Origin of the sequence: Arthrobacter sp. FW306-06-A (genome assembly GCF_021870055.1) — a bacterium.
In the GTDB taxonomy this organism is placed as follows: domain Bacteria; phylum Actinomycetota; class Actinomycetes; order Actinomycetales; family Micrococcaceae; genus Arthrobacter.
Genome location: NZ_CP084552.1, coordinates 459,926 through 479,856, shown reverse-complemented (window position 1 = coordinate 479,856; position 19,931 = coordinate 459,926). Strand labels below are relative to the sequence as shown.

Here is a 19,931-nt window from a genome sequence, read left to right as displayed (position 1 = left end):
CTAACTGACCAGGACCTGCGTGGCGGATTCCTTCAGCTTGCCATTGGCCCACTTCATCTGGCGGATGGTCTGGGGGTGGCACTTCCCGGCAAGTCCCAGCAGCTTCTTGTCCTTCATTCCCTGGGCAGCCTGGGCCAGCAGCTCCCAGTCTGCCGATACGCCGCAGGCCTTCAGGTAGAGCTCCCTGAGGTCCCGCAGCAGCAGCATGCCGGTCTCGGGGCGCCGGCCCACCATTTCGCTGCCCTTTTCGCGGATGGTTTCCATCAATCCCATTTCGTCCCGCGGCTCAGGGTCAAGGTCCAGCCCGTAGTTCTTGCCCATGGCGGCGATGTCCCGGACATGCTGCTGTGACCAGCGCGCCAGGTCCCGGGCCAGGTGATAGACCTCGTGGTCCACCTTGTGCCGTTCGGAGATGGTCAACAAATGGTGCGCCAGGTCGTTTTCGGACCGGTGCATTTCCTCAAGTACAAGCCCGAATTTCATCGTGCACCTCCCGCGATCTGCGGAGCCTCATCGGCCAGCGCGGACGGAATTCCCTTGGTCGAGGCCCCTTCCGGAAAACCGCCCACCGGAGCCGAGGCTGTGGTGGTGGGTGCCGGGGACGGACCGTCGCCGGCGGAAACCCTGATGACGCGCGCAGCTGCCGTCTTGAAGATGGGCTGCTTGGACGCGGCGTCCCAGTCGGTAATGGTCAGCTCGTTCGCCGCCCGGCCCGCCCCGTCCGGCTGGTGGCCGCCGTCGGTGTCCCAATAGCCGTAATGGAACGGCAGGAAAAGCACGCCGTTCCGGATGCCGCTGATCCGCACCTTGGCACGGACGGAACCACGGGGCGTCGCCACCTCCGCAAGGTCGCCCTCGGCAATCCCGTACGCGCCGGCGTCGTCCGCTGACAACTCAACCCAGACGTCCGGTGCCGCCGCGTTCAGCTCCGGTGCCCGTCCCGTCTTGGTGCGCGTGTGGAACTGGTAGAGCGTGCGGCCCGTGATGAGCTGTAGTGGAAAGTCCTGGCTGGGCAGCTCGTGCGGCGGCATGTACTCGGCGGCCTTGATGATGGCCTTGCCCTCCGGGTTGAGGGCCTTGTACTCGGACGGGTCCACGGGTGCTCCGGTGATGAGGTCGCGGCCGTAGGTTTCGCAGTACTCCGGGTGCGCCCAGAACTTCCCGTCGGCGTAGATCCGCTCCGTGCCGTCCGGGTTCTCCTCATTGCACGGCCACTGGATGCCGGATCCGCCCCGCAGCTTGTCGTAGGTGATGCCGGTGTAGTCGCAGGGCCGCCCCCGGGTGCATTCCTTCCAGGCTTCAAAGGCGGACTCGGAATCATTCCACTTGATCAGCGGCTGCCCGTCCTTGTCCTGCAGGCCCATCCGGTGCGCATAGTCGATGAAGATGTCCAGGTCGGGCCGGGCCTCGCCGGGCGGGTCGACAGCTTTCTCCGAAAGGTGGACGGTGCGGTCCACGTTGGTGAACGTACCGGTCTTCTCACCCCACGTGGCCGCTGGGAGCACCACGTCGGCCAGCTGGGCGGTCTCGGACAGGAAGATGTCCTGGACCACAAGGAACAGCCGCTCCTGTTCCAGGATTCCGCGGATACGTGCCAGCTCTGGCAGCGAGACGGCGGGGTTCGTGCCGCTGACCCACAACATCCGAATGGAGCCGTCCTCCGCGTACCGCATCATCTGCATGACGTGGGTGGGCGGAGAATAGTGCGGGATGGACATAGGGTCGATGTTCCAAACCCTTGCGAGGTCCTTGATGTGTGCGTCGTTGGACCAGTTCCGGAAGGCGGCCAGGTCGCCGTCGGCCCCGCATTCCCGGGTATTTTCTGCCGTAGGCTGGCCGTTCATCTGCAGGATGCCGCAGCCGGGCTTGCCCAGCATGCCCCGGATGATGTTCACGTTGTTGACCTGGACCGCAGCCGCGGTGGCCTGGTTGGACTGGTAGAAACCCTGCAGGACGGTGGACAGAAGCCTTTCGGCGTGGCCGATGATGCTCGCGGCCTCGGAGATCAGCTCCGCGGGGACGCCGCAGATTTCTGCCACCAGCGCGGGCGGATAGTTCTTGACCTCTTTTTCGAGCTCGGCAAAACCCACGGTGTGCGCGTTGATGTACTCGTGGTCCACCCAGCCGTTGCTGATGATCTCGTGCAGGATGCCGTTCATCAGCGCCACGTTCGTGCCCGGACGCGGGGCCAAATGCAGCGTGGCAGCCTTGGCCACGGGTGTCATGCGGGGGTCCACGCAGATGATCTTGGGCGGGTTGGGCCCGGCCAGGCGGTCCAGCATCCTGGTCCACAGGACGGTCTGGGTCTCCGCCACGTTGTGCCCGTAGAGGGCGATCACGTCCGCATGGTCGACGTCGGTGTAGGAGCCGGGCTGGCCGTCGCAGCCGAACGACTCCTTGAGCGCTTCACCCGCCGTGGCCGTGCAGAGCCTGGTGTTGCCGTCCACGTGATTGGTGCCGATCCCGCCGTGTGCAATCGCGCCCAGGGTGTAGTACTCCTCCGAAAACAGCTGCCCGGTGGTGTAGAAGCCGATGGCGCTGGGGCCCTGTTCCGCGAGCAGCGCCTTGGAACGGTCCACCACGCGCTGCATGGCGGTGTCCCAGTCGGTTTCCACCAGTTTTCCGCCCTCGCGGACAAGGGGTTTGGTGAGGCGGTCAGGGGACGCGTTGGCCTGCCAGCCGTACAGGTCCTTCGGGCCCAGCCGGCCGTGGTTGACGCGGTCCACGGCCCGGCCGCGCACCCCGACGATCCGGTTGTCCTTGACGGCGATATCCATGGCGTCACCGTTTGAGTGGAGGAGCGACGCCGTCTGGACCCACCGGTCCACGTCCTCCGGAGCCACCCCCTCGGCCAGGTGCGTGTCCACCCTGACCGGCCAATCACCGCCGCTGCCGTACGGCGTCCTTGTCCCCCATGGTTCAGCTATTCGGTCAATCCGAGTCATCTGTCCATCTCCTGTCCGGAACTGGCGGGACCGCGTAAGACGACGTTGTCCCACCCGATTCTGTACCCACAATCGGGGAGGGGAAACGGGCTTTTCCTGTGAGTGGACAGGTGATCGCGGTGGTCAGGCCTGTTTTGTGAGGCTGGCGCTTGTCCTGTCTTCGCGCTTGTCCTGGAGCGGACGCCGGGCCAGCCAGGCAGCCACGATGGCGCCGGAGATGTTGTGCCACAGCGAGAACACGGCGGACGGGAGTGCGGCCAGCGGGGTGAAGTGCGCAGTGGCCAGCGTGGCGGCCAGGCCCGAGTTCTGCATGCCCACCTCGAAGGCAAGGGCACGCCGGGCCTTGTCGTCCAGCCGGCCCAGCTTGCCGGCCAGGTAACCCAGGCCCAGCCCGAAGCCGTTGTGCAGCACCACGGCGAGGAACACAATGGCCCCGGCGCTGATGATCTTGCTGGCGCTGCCGGCCACCACGATGGCCACGATCAGGGAGATCACGACGGCGGACGCCCACGGCAGTGCCGGCAGCACCTTCGCGACGAGCTTCTTGAGGAACAGCCGGGCGAGGAGGCCGGCAACCACCGGCAGCAGCACGGTCTTAACGATGTCCCCCACCATGCCGGCCGCATCAATCTGAAGGTACGAACCGGCCAGGAACAGGACCAGCAGCGGGGTGACGATCGGTGCGATGATCGTGGAAACGGAGGCAACCGCTACGGAGAGGGCAACATCGCCCTTGGCCAGGAAGGCCATCACATTGGAGGCCGTTCCGGAGGGGGCGCAGCCCACCAGGATGACGCCGACGGCCAGCTCGGGCTCAAGGTTGAGGGCCCCGGCGATCAGCCAGCCGGCTCCGGGCATGATGATGTAGTGGGCAACGATGCCCAGGGCCACCGCCCACGGGCGCTTGGCCACCGCGGCGAAGTCGGGTGGCGTGAGCGTCAGGCCCATGCAGAACATGATGATGCCCAGCAGGTACGGAACGCTGGGGGCAATGGGCTTGAAGACTCCGGGGAGCAGGAAGCCGATGATGCCTGCGGCCACCACCAGGATGGGGAACACCGTCACGGCGATACGGGCGATCCTGCTTTCCGCTTCCAGCGCAGGGTTGACGGGTGCCCCATCCGGGGAATTCTGGGGTTTAGTTGCCTCAAGCATCCAACCATGCTGGCACCGGCTGGGATGGTTCCGCCAATTGATGACCGTGAACGGTAACAACGGCGGGCCCCATCACATGCTGCCGCCTGCCCGAGATTCTGCCGATGTCGGTTCCCACCCGCGATTCATGAAAATTTGGATCCTTCGATAAGTCGACGATTGTTTTACCAAAACCGGAGTTGTGATGGCCGCCTTGGGCACCGAAATTCAGCCCCCGCGCCTCGCGGCATCCAGGATGGGCAGCGACATGGGCGTCCTGCTCGCCCGGCTGCATGAAAGGGGAGCAGGACTCAACAAACGGGCACTGGCAGACTTTGCACTCCGCGAGCGTTCCTTCTCCATCCTGGCGCTGGCTTGCAGTGGACTTGAGCCGACTCCGCGCGAGGTCGCCGAGTTCCTGAACCTTGAGCCGGGCCAAGTGTCCACGCTGGTGGACGACCTGGAATGGCGGGGCCTTGTGGAGCGCGCGCAGGGAAAGCAGGACCGACGGGCCAAAATCATCGTCTCCACCGCGGAGGGGCGGAAGATGCACGCCAAGGCCCGCGCTGCCATGGATGTTGCGGAGCTGAATCAGCTTGCGGTGCTGTCCGGAGAGGAGTCGCAGGAGTTGAAGCGACTGCTCCGTAAAGCGCTGTGGGGTGCTGCGGAGTAGACGCCGCCCGGCTTCAAAGGTTTCCAACCCGTCAGGACGGCCTTGAGCACACGAACATGACGGTCCGGATGCGCCGTTCGGCGAGGTTGGCTACCTGATTGGCAGTCATCTGAGCGAAGCTCTCGCCAAGGAAGGTCGCGAAGGTCACTGGTGGCGGCCCGTCCCGCTGGATTTTGGCGAGCATCTGCTGGAACCAGGCAAGGCTCTCGTCCGACGAGTCGACTTCCGAGATCACATCAAAACCTGCCGCGGGGAGGAGTTCGCGCATGTCTTCCAGGGTCGCGGGAAAGCTTGTCGAGGGGTCAGCAGCCCACGGCACCGGGTAGTGCACTGCCCCGCCTTCACCCTGCAGAACGTCATAAACCACGAACCGGCCGCCCGGCCGAAGGACCCGGAAGGCTTCCGCATAGAGCGCGTGCTTGTTGGGGATGTTCATGGCCACATGCACACTTAGTGCCGCGTCCACGGACCCGTCGGGAAGACCGGTGGCTGTTGCGTCCCCCACCTGGAAACGGGTGCGGTGGGACAGGCCTATCCATTCCGAGAGCGCGGCCGCCACCTGGCAGAATTCCGGGGTGAGGTCGACACCTGTGACGGTGCACCCTGTCAGCTCGGCGAGCGTCCGCGCGGGACCTCCCAGTCCGCTGCCGAGGTCAAGCACATGGGACTGGGCGGTGAGTCCGAGTGCTTCCACGATTTCCAGGGTTGCCCTGCGGCCACGGATGTGGAACTCGTCAACAGCAGCGAGATCGGCCGTCCGCAGCGTTGCGCGGTCCACACCGGCCGCGTCCAGGGCAGCGCTGATGGCCGCTGCAAGCCTCCCGGGGCCGGTGTAGAAGGCGGCGATCTGGTTCATGGCGCCATCCTCACACCGGCTGGCGGCGGGGTCAACGGGAAGGGCCTACCAGTCGTGGACGGTGCCGTCGACGAGGCGGTTGTAGGGCAGGTAGGCCTGCTGGTACGGGTAAGCGGCGGCGGCTTCTTCGTTGAATTCCACGCCGATGCCGGGCTTGTCGCCCGGGTGCAGGTACCCGTCCACGAACGTCATGGACTGCTCGAACACCTCGTTGGTCTTCACCGAATGCTGCATGTACTCCTGGATCCCGTAGTTGTGGATCGCCAACCCCACGTGCAGCTGCGCCGCGAACCCCACCGGGGAAATATCCGTCGGCCCATGGAAACCGGACTTGATCTGGTACTGCGCCGCGAAATCCATCACCTTCTTCAACGGCGAAATACCGCCAAAGTGCGTGGACGCCGCCCGCACATAATCAATCAACTGCTCCTTGATCAGCGTCTGGTAATCCCACACCGTATTAAAGATCTCCCCGATCGCCAGCGGCGTCGTGGTGTGCTGACGCACCAGGCGCAGCCCCTCCTGGTTCTCCGCCGGCGTGCAGTCCTCCAACCAGAACAGATCATAGGGCTCCAGGGCCTTGCCCAGCTTCGCCGCCTGGATCGGCGTCATCCGGTGATGCCCATCATGCAACAACGGGATCTCCGGACCGAACTCATTCCGCACCGCCTCAAACACCGAAGGCAAATGCCGCAGGTACGCCCTGGTGTCCCAGTCCTCCTCCACCGGGAACGCACCCCGGCCCGCCGGCTCATAGTCATACCGCTCCCCCGACGCCTGGGCCTGCGCCGCGACCCCATACACAGCCTTGATGCCTGGAACTGCGGTTTGGATCCGGATCGACTTATACCCCAACTCCAAATGCTCGCGCACCGAATCAAACAACGACTCAATATCGGCCCCCGACGCATGCCCGTACGCCCGCAACCCGCTCCGGGAAGCACCACCGAGCAACTGGTACACCGGCATCCCTGCCAGCTTGCCCTTGATATCCCACAACGCCATATCCACCGCAGCGATCGCCGCCATCGTCACCGGACCCCGCCGCCAATACGCACTCCGGTACAGGAACTGCCACGTATCCTCAATCCGGTGCGGATCCTTCCCGATCAACAACTGCGCCACATGCTCCCGCAGATACGCGGCAACCGCCAGCTCGCGACCGTTCAGCGTGGCGTCCCCAATACCGGTCACACCATCCTCGGTGGTGATCCGGAGGGTGACGAAGTTCCGGGACGGACTGGTCACAAACACATCAGCGGCGACAATCTTCATGGCTGGCTTTCGGGTTGGAGTTGGCAGGACCGGTGGGAATTATGTGCCTGGCGGGGGTTAGCGCTGGGTGCTGCCCCTGGCGGCATCGAGCAGGGCAAGTTCTTCGGGACGGGGCAGCCCTTCCCAGTCGCCGCGGGTGCTGACTGCGAAGGCGCCGGCAAGGATGCCGCGGTGCAGGCGTTCGGGAACTTCTGCACCGCCGAGCAGAGCCGAAAGGTAGCCGGCGGTGAATGCGTCGCCGGCCCCGACGGTGTCCAGGCAGGTCACGGCGAGGGCGGGCGCTTCGAGAAGGCCCTCGGCTGTATAGACGGCGGCGCCCGCGGCGCCCCGCTTTACCACCACTTCCCGGACTCCGGCCTCCAGCAACCCCCTGGCTGCACAAGCCTCTACGTCGGCAGTGGCTTCGTCGCTGGCGCCGGTATCGCCCGGACGCCCTGCCGCGCCGCTCCCCGCCTGGGGTGGGGCAATCAGGTCCAGTTCGTCGTCGGACGCCACAACGATGGTGGCGTGCCGCGCCAGGGGTTCCAGCACCGCCCGTGCCTGGTCCCGGGACCAGAGCTTGCTGCGGTAATTGACATCGAGGGAGACCACCATCCCTTCGCTGGCAGCGCGTCCGGCGGCGTACTCCACGGCGTCCCGCGCCTCGGCACTAAGTGCAGGCGTGATGCCGGTCAGGTGCAGGATCCGGGCGCCCTGGTCCAGCGCGGCGGCCACATGATGACGTGAAATGGTGGCCCCCGCCGAACCGGCACGGTAGTAGAAGGCCCTGCTGAGGTCGGCGGTGCGCTGTTCCAGGAACATCACCCCGGTGCTGCGCTCCGCATGGACGCTGTGGTGCAGCCGAACGCCCTCGCCCCGTAACTGCTTCACGATGAATTCGCCGTGCGGATCCGCGCCGACAGACCCTGCCCAGGCGGAAGTGTGGCCAAGGCGTGCGACGCCAATGGCAACGTTCGATTCCGCCCCGGCCACCTGCATGTTCAGCGTGCCGCCGTTGGCCAGGGGGCCTGTTGACCGGAGCGAAACCATGGATTCGCCGAAGGTCAGCAGGTCCACCGGAGCGGGGCGGTCCGGGGCGGATTCGGTACCAGCAGTCATGAGCCGGTACCGGTCCTGGCTGCGAATTCGGCGGCAAGGCCCAGGAAGCTGCGCGCGCGGTCCCGCATTTCCGTCAGGTCCCCACCTGACGCTGACGTGCCGAACAGGGGCCCGCCCAGTCCAACGGCGATGGCGCCGGCTTCCCAGTAACCGGTGGCTTCACTGAGCCCCACCCCTCCCACTGCGATGAACGGGATGTCCGGGAAGGGATCCCGCACGGCCTTCAGGTAGCCGGGCCCGCCGATGGACGCCGGGAACAGCTTGATGGCGGTGGCGCCGCGTTCCATCGCCTCATAGGCCTCGCTGGGCGTCAGCGCCCCGGCCAGGACCGGGATGCCGGCGGCAGCTGCCTCACTGATCGAGGGTGCCAGGGAGGGCGTAACGATGAACTGGCCGCCGGCTGCGGTGACACGTTCGACGTCGGCCTCGCTGAGGACGGTGCCGGCGCCCACCAGGCAGCCGGCCGGGGCAGCCGCGCGGACCTCACGGATCGCCTCCAGCGCGTTGGGCGTGGTGAGGGCAATCTCCACGTACTGGAAACCCTCCTCCATTGCCGCCAGCGCGGCCTTGGCGGCAGCACCGCCGTCGTTCCCGCGGACAATGCCGACAAGGCGGGCCTGCCGGATGCCGGCCAGCAGGCTGGCAGGGGTAACGGCTGGATTCTGGGATGTCATAGGGTTCACCATTCTGCGAAGGATCCGTCGGGGTGGCGCCACACCGGACCGCGCCAGGCGTGGCCGCGCTTGTCCGCTGCCCTGACCACGGCTTCATCGATTTCGATGCCCAACCCGGGTCCGGTGAGCCGTTCGATGTGGCCGTTCACGAACTTGAAGGGGGTCTTGTCCACCACGTAGTCGAGGACTTCGGCGCCCTGGTTGTAGTGGATGCCGATGCTTTGCTCCTGGATGAGGAAGTTGGGCGTGGCAAAACCGACCTGGAGGCAGGCGGCGAGCGCCAGAGGTCCAAGCGGGCAATGCGGTGCCAGCTGGACTTCGTAGACCTCGGCCAGGGCGGCGATCTTGCGGACCTCGGTGATGCCGCCGGCGTGCGAGAGGTCCGGCTGCGCCACGGCAATACCGGCCTGCAGGGCGGGCAGGAACTCCTGCCGGTTGTACAGCCGCTCCCCTGTGGATACCGGCGTGGTGGTGGAGGAGGTGAATTCCCGCAGCAGGTGGGTGTTCTCCGGGACCACCGGCTCTTCGAGGAAGAAGGGCCGGAAAGGCTCCAGCAGGGGTGCCACCCGTTTGGCGTTGGCCAGGCTGAAGCGTCCGTGGAAGTCCACGGCCACGTCCCGGTGGTCGCCCAGGACCTGGCGGGCCGCGGCAACACGGCGGATGACGCCGTCGATCTCCGCCACCGACGCCACCGGGCTCATCCGGCCGCTGGCGTTCATTTTCACGGCCGTGAGGCCCACCTCCAGCTGGGCGCTGATCTGGTCGGCCACCTCATTCGGTTCGTCACCGCCCACCCAGCCGTACATCCGGATCCGGTCGCGGACGTGGCCGCCCAGGAGCTGGTGCACAGGGGTGTTGAAGTGCTTGCCGGCGATGTCCCAGAGGGCCTGGTCCAGGCCGGAAACGGCGCTGGCCAGGATGGGTCCGCCCCGGTAGAAGGACCCCTTGGTCATCACCTGCCAGTGGTCTGAGATCCGGAGGGCGTCCCTGCCAATGAGCAGTTCCGAGAGTTGCTCGACGGCGGTGCGCACAGTTTCGCTGCGGCCCTCGCAGGTTGCCTCGCCCCACCCCACGATGCCGCTTTCGGTCTCCACCCGGACAAAGAGCCAGCGGGGCGGGACCAGGAATGTTTCGATCCGGCTGATGACGGTCACGCGGCGGTTCCTAACCCTTGGTTGCGCCGGCCGTCAGGCCGGACACGATGTACTTCTGCGTGAAGAGCGCGATGATCATGATGGGGATGGTCACGACTGTCGCTGCGGCCATGAGCCCGCCCCAGTCGATGCTGGCGTAGGACACGAAGTCGAAGATCGCCACCGGCAGCGTCTTGGTCTTGGCACCGGAGAGCACCAGCGCGAACATGAAGTTGTTCCACGAGAAGATGAAGGACAGGATGCCGGCGGTGGCGATGCCGGACACCGCCAGCGGAAGTGTGATCAGCCGGAACGCCCCGATCGGCGTAAGGCCATCCACCTCTGCCGACTCCTCCAGCTCCAGCGGCAGGGAATCGAAGTAGCTCATCATGATGTACACGATCAGCGGGAGCGCCACGAACATGTGGCTGAGGATCAGCACCTCGAACTTGCCAACCATCCGCAGGTTGGAGAAGACGTAGTACCAGGGAACCAGGAGTGAGACGCCCGGGATGACGCGGGCCATCAGGACCACCAGCGCGGAGCGGTGCATGGTGAACCGGCTCATCGCGTAGGCAGCCGGGACGCCCAGGACGATCGACAGCGCAGTGGAGACGAAAGCCACCCAGAAGCTGTTGACCACAAAGACGAAGTAGTTGTTGCGCTGCAGCACGTTGGCGTAGTTCTCGAAAGTGGGCGAGAAGATGAAGGCCTTGGCGGTGTCGTAGATGTCCACGTTGGTCTTCAGCGACGCCAGGAGCATCCAGAACAGCGGGGCCAGCAGGAAGAGCACCACCAGGACCAGCGCCACCACGCGGAACACTTTGTAGGCGCGGGTGGCCAGGGGCTTGCGGCGGCGGCGGGGCTGGTTGTCCGCGGTGGTGGCGGCGGAGTCTGTCATGACGGTCATTTGCTTACCGCTTTCTTGCGCATGGTGAGCAGCCACATGGAACCGATGATGATCATGAAGAACAGGATCAGCACCGCCGAGGAGAGCCCGTACTGGTTGTAGTCGAAGCTCAGTCCGTAGGCGTAGACGTTCAGCGTTTCCACTTCGTGGAACGAGCCGCCGCCCTTGCCCTTGGTGGCGTAAAGGATGTCGAAGGTCTTCAGGGCATCGATGCCGCGCAGCAGGATGGCCACGATCACGGTGGGCATCATGAGGGGCAGGGTGATGTAGAAGAAGCGCTGGAAGGCGTTGGCACCGTCCACGCGGGCGGCCTCGTCCGGTTCGTCGGACAGCGAGGTCAGGCCGGCCAGCAGGATCAGGACCACCATGGGGGTCCACTGCCAGACGTCCATGAAGATGGTGGTGCCCAGGGCAGTGTCCTGGCCGGACAGCCACGGCTGGGGCGGGATGCCCACCATGCCCAGGAGCTGGTTGACGAAGCCGATGTTGGGGTCGAAGATCAGCCGCCACATCATGCCGACGGCCACAGGGGTTGCCACCAGCGGCAACAGGATGGCCACGCGGACCCACTTTTCACCCCGGAACGGCCGCCAGAGGAGCAACGCGACGCCCATGCCCAGCACCACTTCAAAGGCCAGGGCTACGCCGGTGAAGGCCAGGGTGCGGCCCACCGCGGGCCAGAAACGCTCGGTGTCGCTGAGGACCGTGAGGTAGTTCTGCAGCCCGATGAACTCGGTGGCGGCCCGGACGGAGCCTTGGGAGTCGGTAAGGCTGAGGTAAAGGGTCCAGGCAAGCGGAAAAATGATCAGCACACCGACGAAGATCATGGCCGGGGCCGCGAAGAGCCATTTGCGGTGCCGGTTGGCCCAGGCGGAGAAGTTCCCCCCGGCGCCTGCGGGGCCACCGGCCCGGCGTGTGCGGGCACTGCGGGGAGGGTTCAAAACAGACATGGTTCACCTAAGAGTTTGAGGGTGAAGTGGGTCCGCGCCGGGACGGCCATTGAGAGCCGTCCCGGCGCGATGGTGTGGGGCGCTTCTGCGCCCGGCGTCCTACTTCTTTTCGCTGTCCAGGAAGGTCTGGAAAGCAGTCTGGGCGTCGTTGGCCGCGGCTGCGGTGTCTGCGCCGGTAATGGTGGCGACGATCGGCGCACCCACGATTTCACGTGCCTTGCCTACCGTGACAACCTCCGGCCGGTCGTGGCCCACGCCGTTCTTGGCGCTGGCGGCGATCGCGTCAGCCAGGTCCTTGGGGTAGGTGGAGGTTCCGTCAGGGTTGGACCAGACGGACGTGCGGGGACCGGGGACGCCGGCCTTCTGGGCTGCCAGGGTGCGCTCCTTGCTGGTGGCCCACTGGATGAACTTCCAGGCGTTGTCCTGGTTGCTGGAGTTCTGGTTCACGCCCAGCGCCCAGGAGGGGATGTTGTAGGGCTTGGAACCGGCGGGGCCGGCGGGCAGCGCAGCGAAGCCAACTTTGTCCGCAACCTTGGACTTGGCGGGATCGGTGGCGTTCTTGTAGAGCGAATCGGCCTCGGTGTAGAAGGCGGCGCCGCCCTGGGTGAAGATGGCCATCGCCTCAGGCCAGCTCATGTCCGTGCTGACGTTGGCGGGACCGTAGTTCTTGATCAGGCCGCCGTAGTAGGCGTAGGCCTTCTTGGCTGCGTCGGTGTTGACGGAGGCCTTGCCGTTGGAGTCCATAAAGTCTCCGCCGAAGCTGTACAGGAAGCTGGAGAACTGGGTGACCGCGGCGGACTTGCCTGTGCGGGCCACGAAGCCGGCGGTGTCAGGGGAGGAAGCCTTGATGGCCTTGGCCGCCGCTTCCAGTTCCTCCATGGTCTTGGGGACTTGGAGCCCGGCAGCCTGGAGCAGGTCCTTGCGGTAGTACAGGACTTCGCGTTCGGTGATGATCGGAACGCCAACCACCTTGCCGTCAACGGTGGTGGCCTTGACGGGACCCTCCTGGTAGTCCTTCCAGTCCCAGCCCGAGTCCGAGGAGACGTTCTTGGTCAGGTCCGCCAGGTAGCCGTTCTTGGAGAACGCCTTGCCTTCCTGCAGCGGCCGGTACATCATCACGTCGATCTCGTCGCTGCCTGCGTTGAGCTTGACGTTGTACTGGTCCGAGAGCTGGTCCTCGCCGAGCTGCGTGAGCTCGACCTTGAGCCCGCTGGACTTCTCGAACTTCGGAATGGCGGCCTTGATGCCTTCAGTCCATACGTGGTTGGCCAAGGTGACCCGCACCGTGCCGGACTCCTTGGCCTGGTCGCTGCCACCTCCGCCACCGCTGCAGGCTGTCAGCCCCAGCGACATCGCTGCGGCAACTGCCGCGTACTTCACAATTGAACGTCGCTTCATTACGACTCCCTTTGCCTCCAGGGCCCGCAACTCCGCGGACCGTTTACAAACGCCTCGTTACGTCTGTTGTGTTCAGCGAGCATAAACAAATAAGGCAGACATATACAAGAGCTTGCTGTGTCCCCATATGATTTATTCATGACCATCCCAAAGGCGGCGTTGTCCCCGGACCTGCATTCATCGCTGGTCGAGAACCTGGGGCTCGCCATCGCGGAGGGAACACTGGCACCGAATTCCATCCTGCGGCTGGATGAGCTGGAGGCGCAGCACAAGGTGTCCCGCTCCGTGATTCGGGAGGCCACCCGCGTCCTGTCCTCCATGGGCATGCTTGAGTCCCGGCGGCGCTTGGGAACGGTGGTCCAGCCGGAGGCCAGCTGGAACCTCTACGACCCGCAGGTGATCCGGTGGCGGCTGGCGTCGGCCAAGCGGCTGGAACAGCTGCGGGCTTTGAATGAATTGCGCGGCGCCATCGAACCGCAGGCTGCCCGCTTGGCTGCCGAACGCGCGTCCCTGGATGAGGCAAGCGATCTTGTTTCCATGGCGGCGCGCCTGTGGGCTGCCGGACAGCGCGGGAACCAGGAGGAGTTTTTGCGCCTGGACATTGAGTTCCACGCTGCGGTCCTCAATGCCTCCGGCAATCTGATGTTTTCGCAGTTGCATAAACTCGTTGCTGAAGTGCTGGCGGGGCGCACCCAGCACGGCCTGATGCCCCATCTTCCGGACCATGAGGCGCTGCAGATGCATGTGGACGTAGCCAGCGCCATCCAACGCCGCGACGCAGGCGCAGCCCACGCGGCCATGAGCAGGATCGTGGAACAGTCCACGGAGGAAATGGGCGATATCTGGTCCAGCCACCACGCGAAGGGGGAACGTCCCCGGACGGAGTGAGCCGCTGTTCGGTGGTGGGCTGAAGTACGCGGGCCACCCGCGCAGATGCCAGTGCTCAGTACTGGCCCTTGACCACAAAGTAGGAGCCGCGGATGGTGCCGGCGAGCTTGGATTTCTGGCGGGCAAACTTGAAGCTGGATGCCAGTTCCTCGGGGACCTCCATGCCGTCGGAGAGCTTGAACCCGACCGCCCGCTTTGAACCCTCCTCGATTCCGTACATGACGTTGATGGAAAGGCCGGATTCGTAGAAGACGTACGTCATGCGCAGGCCGTCCACCTCGAACCTGGAGACCTCAAGGGGCTTGGACCCGATCACCAGGTTCCGCTCCGTGGCCAGGATGTTGTTCACGTAGTCCACCAGTTCCTGTGCATCAGCTGCCGGAGTCACAGTGAAGTCGTGGCCATACTTGTTCTTGTAGTAGCGAGCCTCGTTCGCCCGCAGCCCGGCCAGCGCCTCCGCTACCGGTGACGATTCCAGTCCGACGGTCGATACGTCTTTGAAATCAACGGTGTTGGGCAATGGGTCCTCCTGGAAGTGATGTTTCGATTCATCCTCGCAGACCCAGGCCGTGGTCTACCGTCCTACGAGCCCGTATGCCGGCCCGTGAGCTTGCCCAGGATCCGATCCACCATCCCCACGCCCGGCCCCACGGTCTTGTGGAACAACTCGGAATGCGGTGCACTCGGGTGCGGCCGGGTGGGTGCCAGCTTCTTCGCCTTCTCCACTTTTTCGCCAATCTCGATGAGTTTCTCGCGTGGAATGTGCTGGCGGAGCTTGGGAAACTGTTCGGTCTCCTCGTCGTTGGCGTGGTGGCTCAGCTGTGCCTCAAGCTCATTGACCAGCTCCATGAAGGACTGGCCAGACGGTTCCTCTTTTTCCAGCCGCTTCATCAGCTTGACGATCTCTGCGTGCTCCTTCTTGTCGTGCTCCACTTCGCCCTTGCCGTCGGGCACATGGTCTTCAACGGCCGGGTACACGTACATTTCCTCGGCGACGGCATGCCGCATCACCTCGGCAATCAAAGTGTCCGCGAGGTCCCTGCGCTCACTTTCACCGGGCGCGCCCTTGATCTGCCCGATCAAAGCAATCATGTCCTGGTGGTCGCTGGTCAGGATGTCCACGACGTCGACGTTGGTTCCTGCGGAATTGGTATCACTCATGATCCGGCCCTCCTCCTGGATCGCTTTGCGTAAGCGACGCGAGACGGTCAAACTACCACGGGCCAGCAAAGCGATCCATGGCAAAAAGCCCTAAACAGGGCCCCATCTGGAAGTCAGGTAGGGCACCCAAGAGCACGGCTTCACTCAGCTGATGGTTCCCGGATCACCAGCACCGGGCAGTGGGCGTGGTGGATGGTCTGGTGGGACACTGAGCCGAGCAGCATTCCGGTAAATCCACCGTGACCGCGGGAACCGAGGGCCACGAGGTCAGCGTCCCGGGAAGCGTCAATAAGCGCCGACGCCGGATTGCCCTCCACGATCTTTCCCGTGACGGATACGCCCCGGTCCTTGACGCGTTCGAGCTCCGCTTCAAGGATGGCCTGGGCGTCCTTCTCGAAGATCTCATAGTCCCAGGCTGTTCCCATGGCATCACTGACGTAGGGGAAGCTCCACGCCGTCAACGCCTGGACCTCACCATTGCGCAGCCGGCCTTCTTCAATTGCCCAGTCCATTGCCGCCTTGGACTGGTCGGAACCGTCCACCCCCACAATGATCCTGAAGCTTCCGTTACCGGGCACGACTCCCCTTTTCCTGTTGGACGGTTACCGGCGGGACTAACCCTGGTCCGTCGTCGCGCCCTGCGCCGGCACAGCCACCGTGGAATTCTCCGGCTTGGCGGCCTTGTGTGGATTTCCCGCTTCCCTGGCACAGTGAAGGCAACAGTAGATACCGGATTCGCTCTCAACCGGATGGCCCAGGATGCGGCAGCCGCAGTGCTCGCACGCGGGAGCCATCATGTGGATGGCGCATTCAAAGCTGTCAAACGTGCCGGACTGGTTTCCCATGCTGACGGTGAACATCCGGCCCTCGCTGCTGCCGCAGACATCACATGCGCCCATGGTCCATGCCTCCTGTTGTTAACCCCTGCTCCAGACACTCAGGTTGGCTGCTTTCCCATGTGCTTGCCTAGGGGCAAAGGTCCTTCGGACGCCGGCAGCGGCGCGGCAGAAGGAATTTCGCGGCGCACCCATCCTCCGGCCAGCAGATTCCGAATTCCGGATGTAGTAGTTCAAGCAAAGCTAGGACGGGACTATGGAAGCCGTGGACCAGCGGGCCCTGACCGGTGCCGTTATCAAGGAGCACCGGCTGGACCTGGCACAGCTGTGGCTGGAATTCGTTGGACTGGGCGGGGATGCCTCCGAACAGCTCATCCGGGATTACTGTGCAGGCGAAGCCACCCTTTCGCCCAAGGAGCGCGACGCACTGGCGCAGGCAGTCAACGAGCACTGCGCTGCCGAGGGACTGCCGCTGCGGGCCCCCTTCAGCAACTCCGCACTGTTCCTTCCGCAGCCGGAGCAGCATGGCCCGGAACCGCGTAACCCTGGACGGCACGACCCGGAACGGAAAGACCCTTACTCGTCGAAGTAGGTGAAGGTACCGGCCGCCCCTGCCACCGACTCGACGACGGAGGCCGTAACTTCGCGGAGCTTCATGTTGCGGGTGTTGGATGCGTCCTTCAGCAGCTTGAAGGCGGCGGCCTGGCTGCACCTGTTCTGCGCCATAATGGCGCCCGTGGCCAGGTCGATCACTGTGCGGGTCTGCATGGCAGCGCTCATGCCGTCCCTGATCTCCTCCAGCTTCAGCATGCGCAGGGCGAGCTTCAGCCCCTTCGAGGCCTGCCGCACGAACGCTTCGGCTGCAAAAACTCCGTCGTTGTCGGCCGCGAGCGGCTGCGGGCAGTAAAACGTCACCACACCGCGCACATCCACGTCCAGGGCTGCCGGAACGCTCAGCACCGAAAGGAACCCGTGCCCCTGGACAGCCTTGGCGTATTCCGGCCAGCGCCGTTCGCGCCGCAGGTCGGCCACCAGGACAGTTTCGGCGGTCCGCATGGCCAGCAGGCCGGGGCCGTCCCCATGCCTGGACTCCAGCTGGGTGATCGGCGCCAGGCCGGGGTGGCTGCCTGCACTCGCGACGGGTTTCTTTGGCCGCAACACTGTTATGTCGCAGGAGCATTCGTGGCCTGAAGACCCAAGCCTGGAGGCCGCATAGGCCGCCAGGTCCTTGAGGAAAGCCTCAACCTCCGGGTTTTGCAGGAATGATTCCTGGAGGTGCAGGGCAACGTCTGCGAAGTCCTCGCCTTCAGGGACGCCGGCCTTGAGCACGGGTCATACCTCCCGAACAGTAGTTAAAAGCCACACCATGTGGGCGCCCACTGCCGAACGGTTATGCCAGCCTACCTGCGCCACGCCGTAATCTGTCACCATGACGTGCTTGTCCACCCCCTCCGGCTCGGTCCGCGGCAGCTCCGTGGAAAGTGAGGGGATCACCATCCAACGGTTCCTGGGCATGCCGTACGCGGAGCCACCGTCGGGTGCCAACCGCTTCCGGCCGCCGGTCCCGCTGGTGGGGTGGCAGGGAGTGCGGGACTGCACCGCTCCTGGCCCCGCCGCGCCCCAGAACCCCGAATCCCCCGCTCCCCCGGGGACCAAGCCACGCAGTTGGAGCGAAGACGGATGCCTCAACCTGAACATCTGGACGCGGGGGACGGATGGCCCGGCCAGGCCGGTGATGGTGTGGATCCATGGCGGCGCGTACCTTTTTGGCGCCAACAGTGATGCGATGTACGACGGCGGCAGGCTCGCCGCTGCATCGGGCGCTGTGCTGGTGTCCATCAATTACCGCCTGGGTGCCCTGGGCTTCCTGCACCTGGCGGAGCTGCTGGGTCCCGGCTACGAGGACTCCTCCAACCTTGCCCTGCTGGACCAGTTGGAGGCCCTCCGCTGGATCCGCACGAACATCCGCGCCTTCGGGGGCGACCCGTCCAACGTGACCGTTTTCGGGGAATCGGCAGGCGCTGCAGCCGTCGGCGCCCTGCTGGGCATGCCGGCATCGGAAGGACTCTTCCGCCGGGCCATCATGCAGAGCGGCACGGCGGAACGGTACCGCCAGCCGGAGGAATCGGCGCGCATCAGTTCCGCCTTCCTTGAACTGTGCGGCTTGGACCGGTCCTCAGCCACACAGCTGCTGGCCCTCCCGGTGGGGAGGCTGCTCGAGGCCCAGGCAGCCCTGGAACAGCGGGTTGCCGCCGAATCTTTTGCTGTCCCGCTGCCGTTCCAGCCCACAGTGGGCACTCCATCGCTGCCGGTGCCGCCGCTTGAAAGTATCCGCAACGGCGTCAACCGCGGGGTTGACCTGCTGGTCGGAACAAACCTCAACGAGGGATCCTTTGCCGTGGAAACGCGTCCACCCGCTTCGGATGACCCGGGCTATCCGGACCGTGCCGCCGCGGTGCTGGCCGGAGCGGGAGTCCCGGCGGAAGAGGCGCCGGGCTACACGGAGGCGCTCACCAGGGTGCTGTCCCGCGAGCCGGCGGGAAAGGAACTGCTCGAGGCCGCCATCGCAGATTCCATGTACCGCCAGCCGAGCAACCGGCTGCTCGACGCGAGGCTGCCGGGCGCTGCCCGTCCGGCAGCCGGCGGCAAGACCTTTGCCTACCTGTTTACCTGGCGCAGCCCGGCAATGGGCGGGAAGCTCGGCGCCTGCCACGCCCTGGACATCCCCTTCGTCTTCCGGCACCTGGACATTCCCGAGGCCGCCTTCCTCACCCGCGGCAAGGCGCCGCAGCCCCTCAGCGATGCCATGAGCGGCGCCTGGGCGTCCTTTGCGCAGACGGGAACGCCGCGCATAGCCGGACTTGGCTGGCCGGAGTACGGGCAAGAGCGCAACACCATGGTGCTCGACGCCGAACCAGGCCTCGAAGCCGACCCGCGGCGGGAAATCAGGGAATTCTTCGAAGCGGTCAGTCCGCTGCCATCGCGTTGAGGGTGTCCCGGATCCCGTTGAGGGCCGGGTCCCGCAGGGAATTGAAGGCCGGCTTCAGGAGCGGCTGGATGATCTTGGCCGGGCCGTTGATGCTGAACTCGGCCGTATATGTCACCACCGAACCGGTGCCGTTGGGGCGAACGTCCACCGAGTCGAAGGCCGTGACGGTCTTGTTCTCGCCGCGCAGCTTGATGTGGTTGTCCGTCAGCTCGATGACCTCATAGACCAGGGTTTGGCGCTTCCCCCGGAACTCGGACTCGGCATGGTACTTGTGCCCCACAGCCACCGGCCCGGGGGTGAGCTTGTCCATGACAGGGGTGTTGGGGTCCCACTTGCTGGTGTTCTCGAACTCACTCATGAAGGCAAAGGCCTTCTCCGCGGACAGGTTGGTTTCCACACTTCCGGTGACTGTGATCATCGTCCCAGTCTAGGGTGCCGCATCCGGCCCAACCCCGTCCCACCTGCCCATTTGGGAATCCCAGCGCCCTCCCGCCCGTTAACTTACCGAGCGGTAAACAGCCGCAGCGCATAACGAGGGATGGTATGACCGCAAAGTTTGTGTCAGTTGAGGACGACGCCGGGAAGGTCACCCGGTATGCCCGCCATGACAACGGCGGCGGGCTCATCGCTCCGGGAGCCAAGGTGGCGGACAGCGCCCGCGTCGGCCCCATGACGTACGTGGAACATGGCGCCCAGGTGGGTCCCGGCTGCCGTATTGGGCACGGCAGCTGGATCGACCGTGACGCCACCATCGGGGACCGGACGGTGATCGGTGACGGGGTGCGGATCGGCAGGGGCACGGTGGTCGGCAACCGCGTGCACATTGGCAGCCATTCACGGATCGGCTCCAGCGTCCTGATTGAGCACGGTGTCCATCTGGACACCGACAGCACCGTGCCCGATGGCAGCGAGGTCCTTGCCGGCGCGCACTCCCGCCTGGCACCGGCAAAGCACCGGCAGCACCGCAAGCACAAGAGCGGGATGGCTGCCTGAGCCGGGCCGGTTTTCAGG

22 protein-coding genes are annotated in these 19,931 nt (G+C 65.1%); 5 read left to right on the top strand and 17 right to left on the bottom strand.

Features of this window, described 5'->3' with window-relative positions:
* The 3 genes from LFT49_RS02410 to LFT49_RS02400 all read right to left on the bottom strand — a co-directional run bounded on the left by LFT49_RS02410 (position 1) and on the right by LFT49_RS02400 (position 4,100).
* A complete protein-coding gene (locus LFT49_RS02410) occupies positions 1-483 on the bottom strand; it encodes a hypothetical protein (protein ID WP_236800715.1) in 483 nt (160 codons plus the stop codon).
* On the bottom strand, positions 480-2,945 hold the full coding sequence (locus LFT49_RS02405) for a molybdopterin oxidoreductase family protein (RefSeq protein ID WP_237429648.1): 2,466 nt from the start codon (positions 2,943-2,945) through the stop codon (positions 480-482). The genes LFT49_RS02410 and LFT49_RS02405 overlap by 4 nt, the downstream gene beginning before the upstream one ends.
* Positions 2,946-3,068: 123 nt before the next feature.
* Positions 3,069-4,100: a bile acid:sodium symporter family protein gene (locus tag LFT49_RS02400; protein WP_236800713.1), complete on the bottom strand. Its 1,032-nt coding sequence runs from the start codon at positions 4,098-4,100 to the stop codon at positions 3,069-3,071.
* 184 nt (positions 4,101-4,284) lie between these two features.
* On the opposite strand from LFT49_RS02400, the gene LFT49_RS02395 reads away from it, so the two are divergent.
* Positions 4,285-4,752, top strand: coding sequence for a MarR family winged helix-turn-helix transcriptional regulator (locus LFT49_RS02395; RefSeq protein WP_236802988.1), 468 nt, complete (start codon positions 4,285-4,287; stop codon positions 4,750-4,752).
* A 31-nt stretch (positions 4,753-4,783) separates the two neighbouring features.
* Here the strand turns inward: LFT49_RS02395 and LFT49_RS02390 are convergent, their stop codons facing one another.
* The 8 genes from LFT49_RS02390 to LFT49_RS02355 all read right to left on the bottom strand — a co-directional run bounded on the left by LFT49_RS02390 (position 4,784) and on the right by LFT49_RS02355 (position 13,046).
* On the bottom strand, positions 4,784-5,608 hold the full coding sequence (locus tag LFT49_RS02390; protein ID WP_237429647.1) for a class I SAM-dependent methyltransferase: 825 nt from the start codon (positions 5,606-5,608) through the stop codon (positions 4,784-4,786).
* A 45-nt stretch (positions 5,609-5,653) separates the two neighbouring features.
* A complete protein-coding gene (gene manD, locus LFT49_RS02385) occupies positions 5,654-6,883 on the bottom strand; it encodes a D-mannonate dehydratase ManD (RefSeq protein WP_237429646.1) in 1,230 nt (409 codons plus the stop codon).
* 57 nt (positions 6,884-6,940) lie between these two features.
* Positions 6,941-7,981 (bottom strand): sugar kinase, encoded by a 1,041-nt coding sequence (locus tag LFT49_RS02380; protein ID WP_237429645.1) that lies wholly within the window; start codon positions 7,979-7,981, stop codon positions 6,941-6,943.
* The gene (locus tag LFT49_RS02375) at positions 7,978-8,655 is read right to left on the bottom strand and encodes a bifunctional 4-hydroxy-2-oxoglutarate aldolase/2-dehydro-3-deoxy-phosphogluconate aldolase (RefSeq protein ID WP_236800708.1); all 678 of its coding nucleotides are present in this window, start codon (positions 8,653-8,655) and stop codon (positions 7,978-7,980) included. Before LFT49_RS02375 ends, LFT49_RS02380 begins: the two co-directional genes overlap by 4 nt.
* A gap of 5 nt (positions 8,656-8,660) precedes the next feature.
* A complete protein-coding gene (gene dgoD, locus LFT49_RS02370; protein ID WP_237429644.1) occupies positions 8,661-9,809 on the bottom strand; it encodes a galactonate dehydratase in 1,149 nt (382 codons plus the stop codon).
* A gap of 10 nt (positions 9,810-9,819) precedes the next feature.
* The gene (locus tag LFT49_RS02365; protein WP_236800706.1) at positions 9,820-10,698 is read right to left on the bottom strand and encodes a carbohydrate ABC transporter permease; all 879 of its coding nucleotides are present in this window, start codon (positions 10,696-10,698) and stop codon (positions 9,820-9,822) included.
* Entirely contained in the window at positions 10,695-11,648 is a 954-nt protein-coding gene (locus tag LFT49_RS02360) for a carbohydrate ABC transporter permease (RefSeq protein WP_237429643.1), read from the bottom strand. Before LFT49_RS02360 ends, LFT49_RS02365 begins: the two co-directional genes overlap by 4 nt.
* Positions 11,649-11,747: 99 nt before the next feature.
* The gene (locus LFT49_RS02355; protein WP_237429642.1) at positions 11,748-13,046 is read right to left on the bottom strand and encodes an ABC transporter substrate-binding protein; all 1,299 of its coding nucleotides are present in this window, start codon (positions 13,044-13,046) and stop codon (positions 11,748-11,750) included.
* A gap of 138 nt (positions 13,047-13,184) precedes the next feature.
* Here LFT49_RS02355 and LFT49_RS02350 point away from each other — a divergent pair, with 138 nt between their 5' ends.
* Positions 13,185-13,934: a FadR/GntR family transcriptional regulator gene (locus tag LFT49_RS02350; protein ID WP_236800700.1), complete on the top strand. Its 750-nt coding sequence runs from the start codon at positions 13,185-13,187 to the stop codon at positions 13,932-13,934.
* Positions 13,935-13,989: 55 nt separating this feature from the next.
* Here the strand turns inward: LFT49_RS02350 and LFT49_RS02345 are convergent, their stop codons facing one another.
* The 4 genes from LFT49_RS02345 to LFT49_RS02330 form a co-directional block, all read right to left on the bottom strand.
* Positions 13,990-14,454 (bottom strand): phage tail protein, encoded by a 465-nt coding sequence (locus tag LFT49_RS02345; RefSeq protein ID WP_237429641.1) that lies wholly within the window; start codon positions 14,452-14,454, stop codon positions 13,990-13,992.
* Between the two features lie 62 nt (positions 14,455-14,516).
* Positions 14,517-15,095: a hemerythrin domain-containing protein gene (locus tag LFT49_RS02340; RefSeq protein ID WP_237429640.1), complete on the bottom strand. Its 579-nt coding sequence runs from the start codon at positions 15,093-15,095 to the stop codon at positions 14,517-14,519.
* A 140-nt stretch (positions 15,096-15,235) separates the two neighbouring features.
* Entirely contained in the window at positions 15,236-15,673 is a 438-nt protein-coding gene (locus tag LFT49_RS02335) for a universal stress protein (protein WP_236821089.1), read from the bottom strand.
* Positions 15,674-15,709: 36 nt separating this feature from the next.
* Positions 15,710-15,994 carry a hypothetical protein gene (locus LFT49_RS02330; protein ID WP_237429639.1) on the bottom strand — a complete coding sequence of 95 codons (285 nt, stop codon included), beginning with the start codon at positions 15,992-15,994 and terminating at the stop codon, positions 15,710-15,712.
* Positions 15,995-16,187: 193 nt separating this feature from the next.
* On the opposite strand from LFT49_RS02330, the gene LFT49_RS02325 reads away from it, so the two are divergent.
* Positions 16,188-16,523, top strand: coding sequence for a hypothetical protein (locus LFT49_RS02325; protein ID WP_237429638.1), 336 nt, complete (start codon positions 16,188-16,190; stop codon positions 16,521-16,523).
* Here the strand turns inward: LFT49_RS02325 and LFT49_RS02320 are convergent.
* Positions 16,508-17,260 carry a GAF and ANTAR domain-containing protein gene (locus tag LFT49_RS02320; protein ID WP_237429637.1) on the bottom strand — a complete coding sequence of 251 codons (753 nt, stop codon included), beginning with the start codon at positions 17,258-17,260 and terminating at the stop codon, positions 16,508-16,510. The genes LFT49_RS02325 and LFT49_RS02320 overlap by 16 nt on opposite strands.
* A 100-nt stretch (positions 17,261-17,360) precedes the next feature.
* Between LFT49_RS02320 and LFT49_RS02315 the strand changes: the two genes are divergently transcribed.
* Complete coding sequence (locus LFT49_RS02315; protein ID WP_237429636.1) at positions 17,361-18,920, top strand: carboxylesterase/lipase family protein; 1,560 nt, start codon at positions 17,361-17,363, stop codon at positions 18,918-18,920.
* Here LFT49_RS02315 and LFT49_RS02310 read toward each other — a convergent pair.
* Positions 18,898-19,338: an SRPBCC family protein gene (locus tag LFT49_RS02310; protein ID WP_236800685.1), complete on the bottom strand. Its 441-nt coding sequence runs from the start codon at positions 19,336-19,338 to the stop codon at positions 18,898-18,900. The genes LFT49_RS02315 and LFT49_RS02310 overlap by 23 nt on opposite strands.
* Before the next feature lie 125 nt (positions 19,339-19,463).
* Here LFT49_RS02310 and LFT49_RS02305 point away from each other — a divergent pair, with 125 nt between their 5' ends.
* Positions 19,464-19,913, top strand: coding sequence for a transferase (locus LFT49_RS02305; protein WP_237429635.1), 450 nt, complete (start codon positions 19,464-19,466; stop codon positions 19,911-19,913).
* Positions 19,914-19,931: the final 18 nt, after the last annotated feature.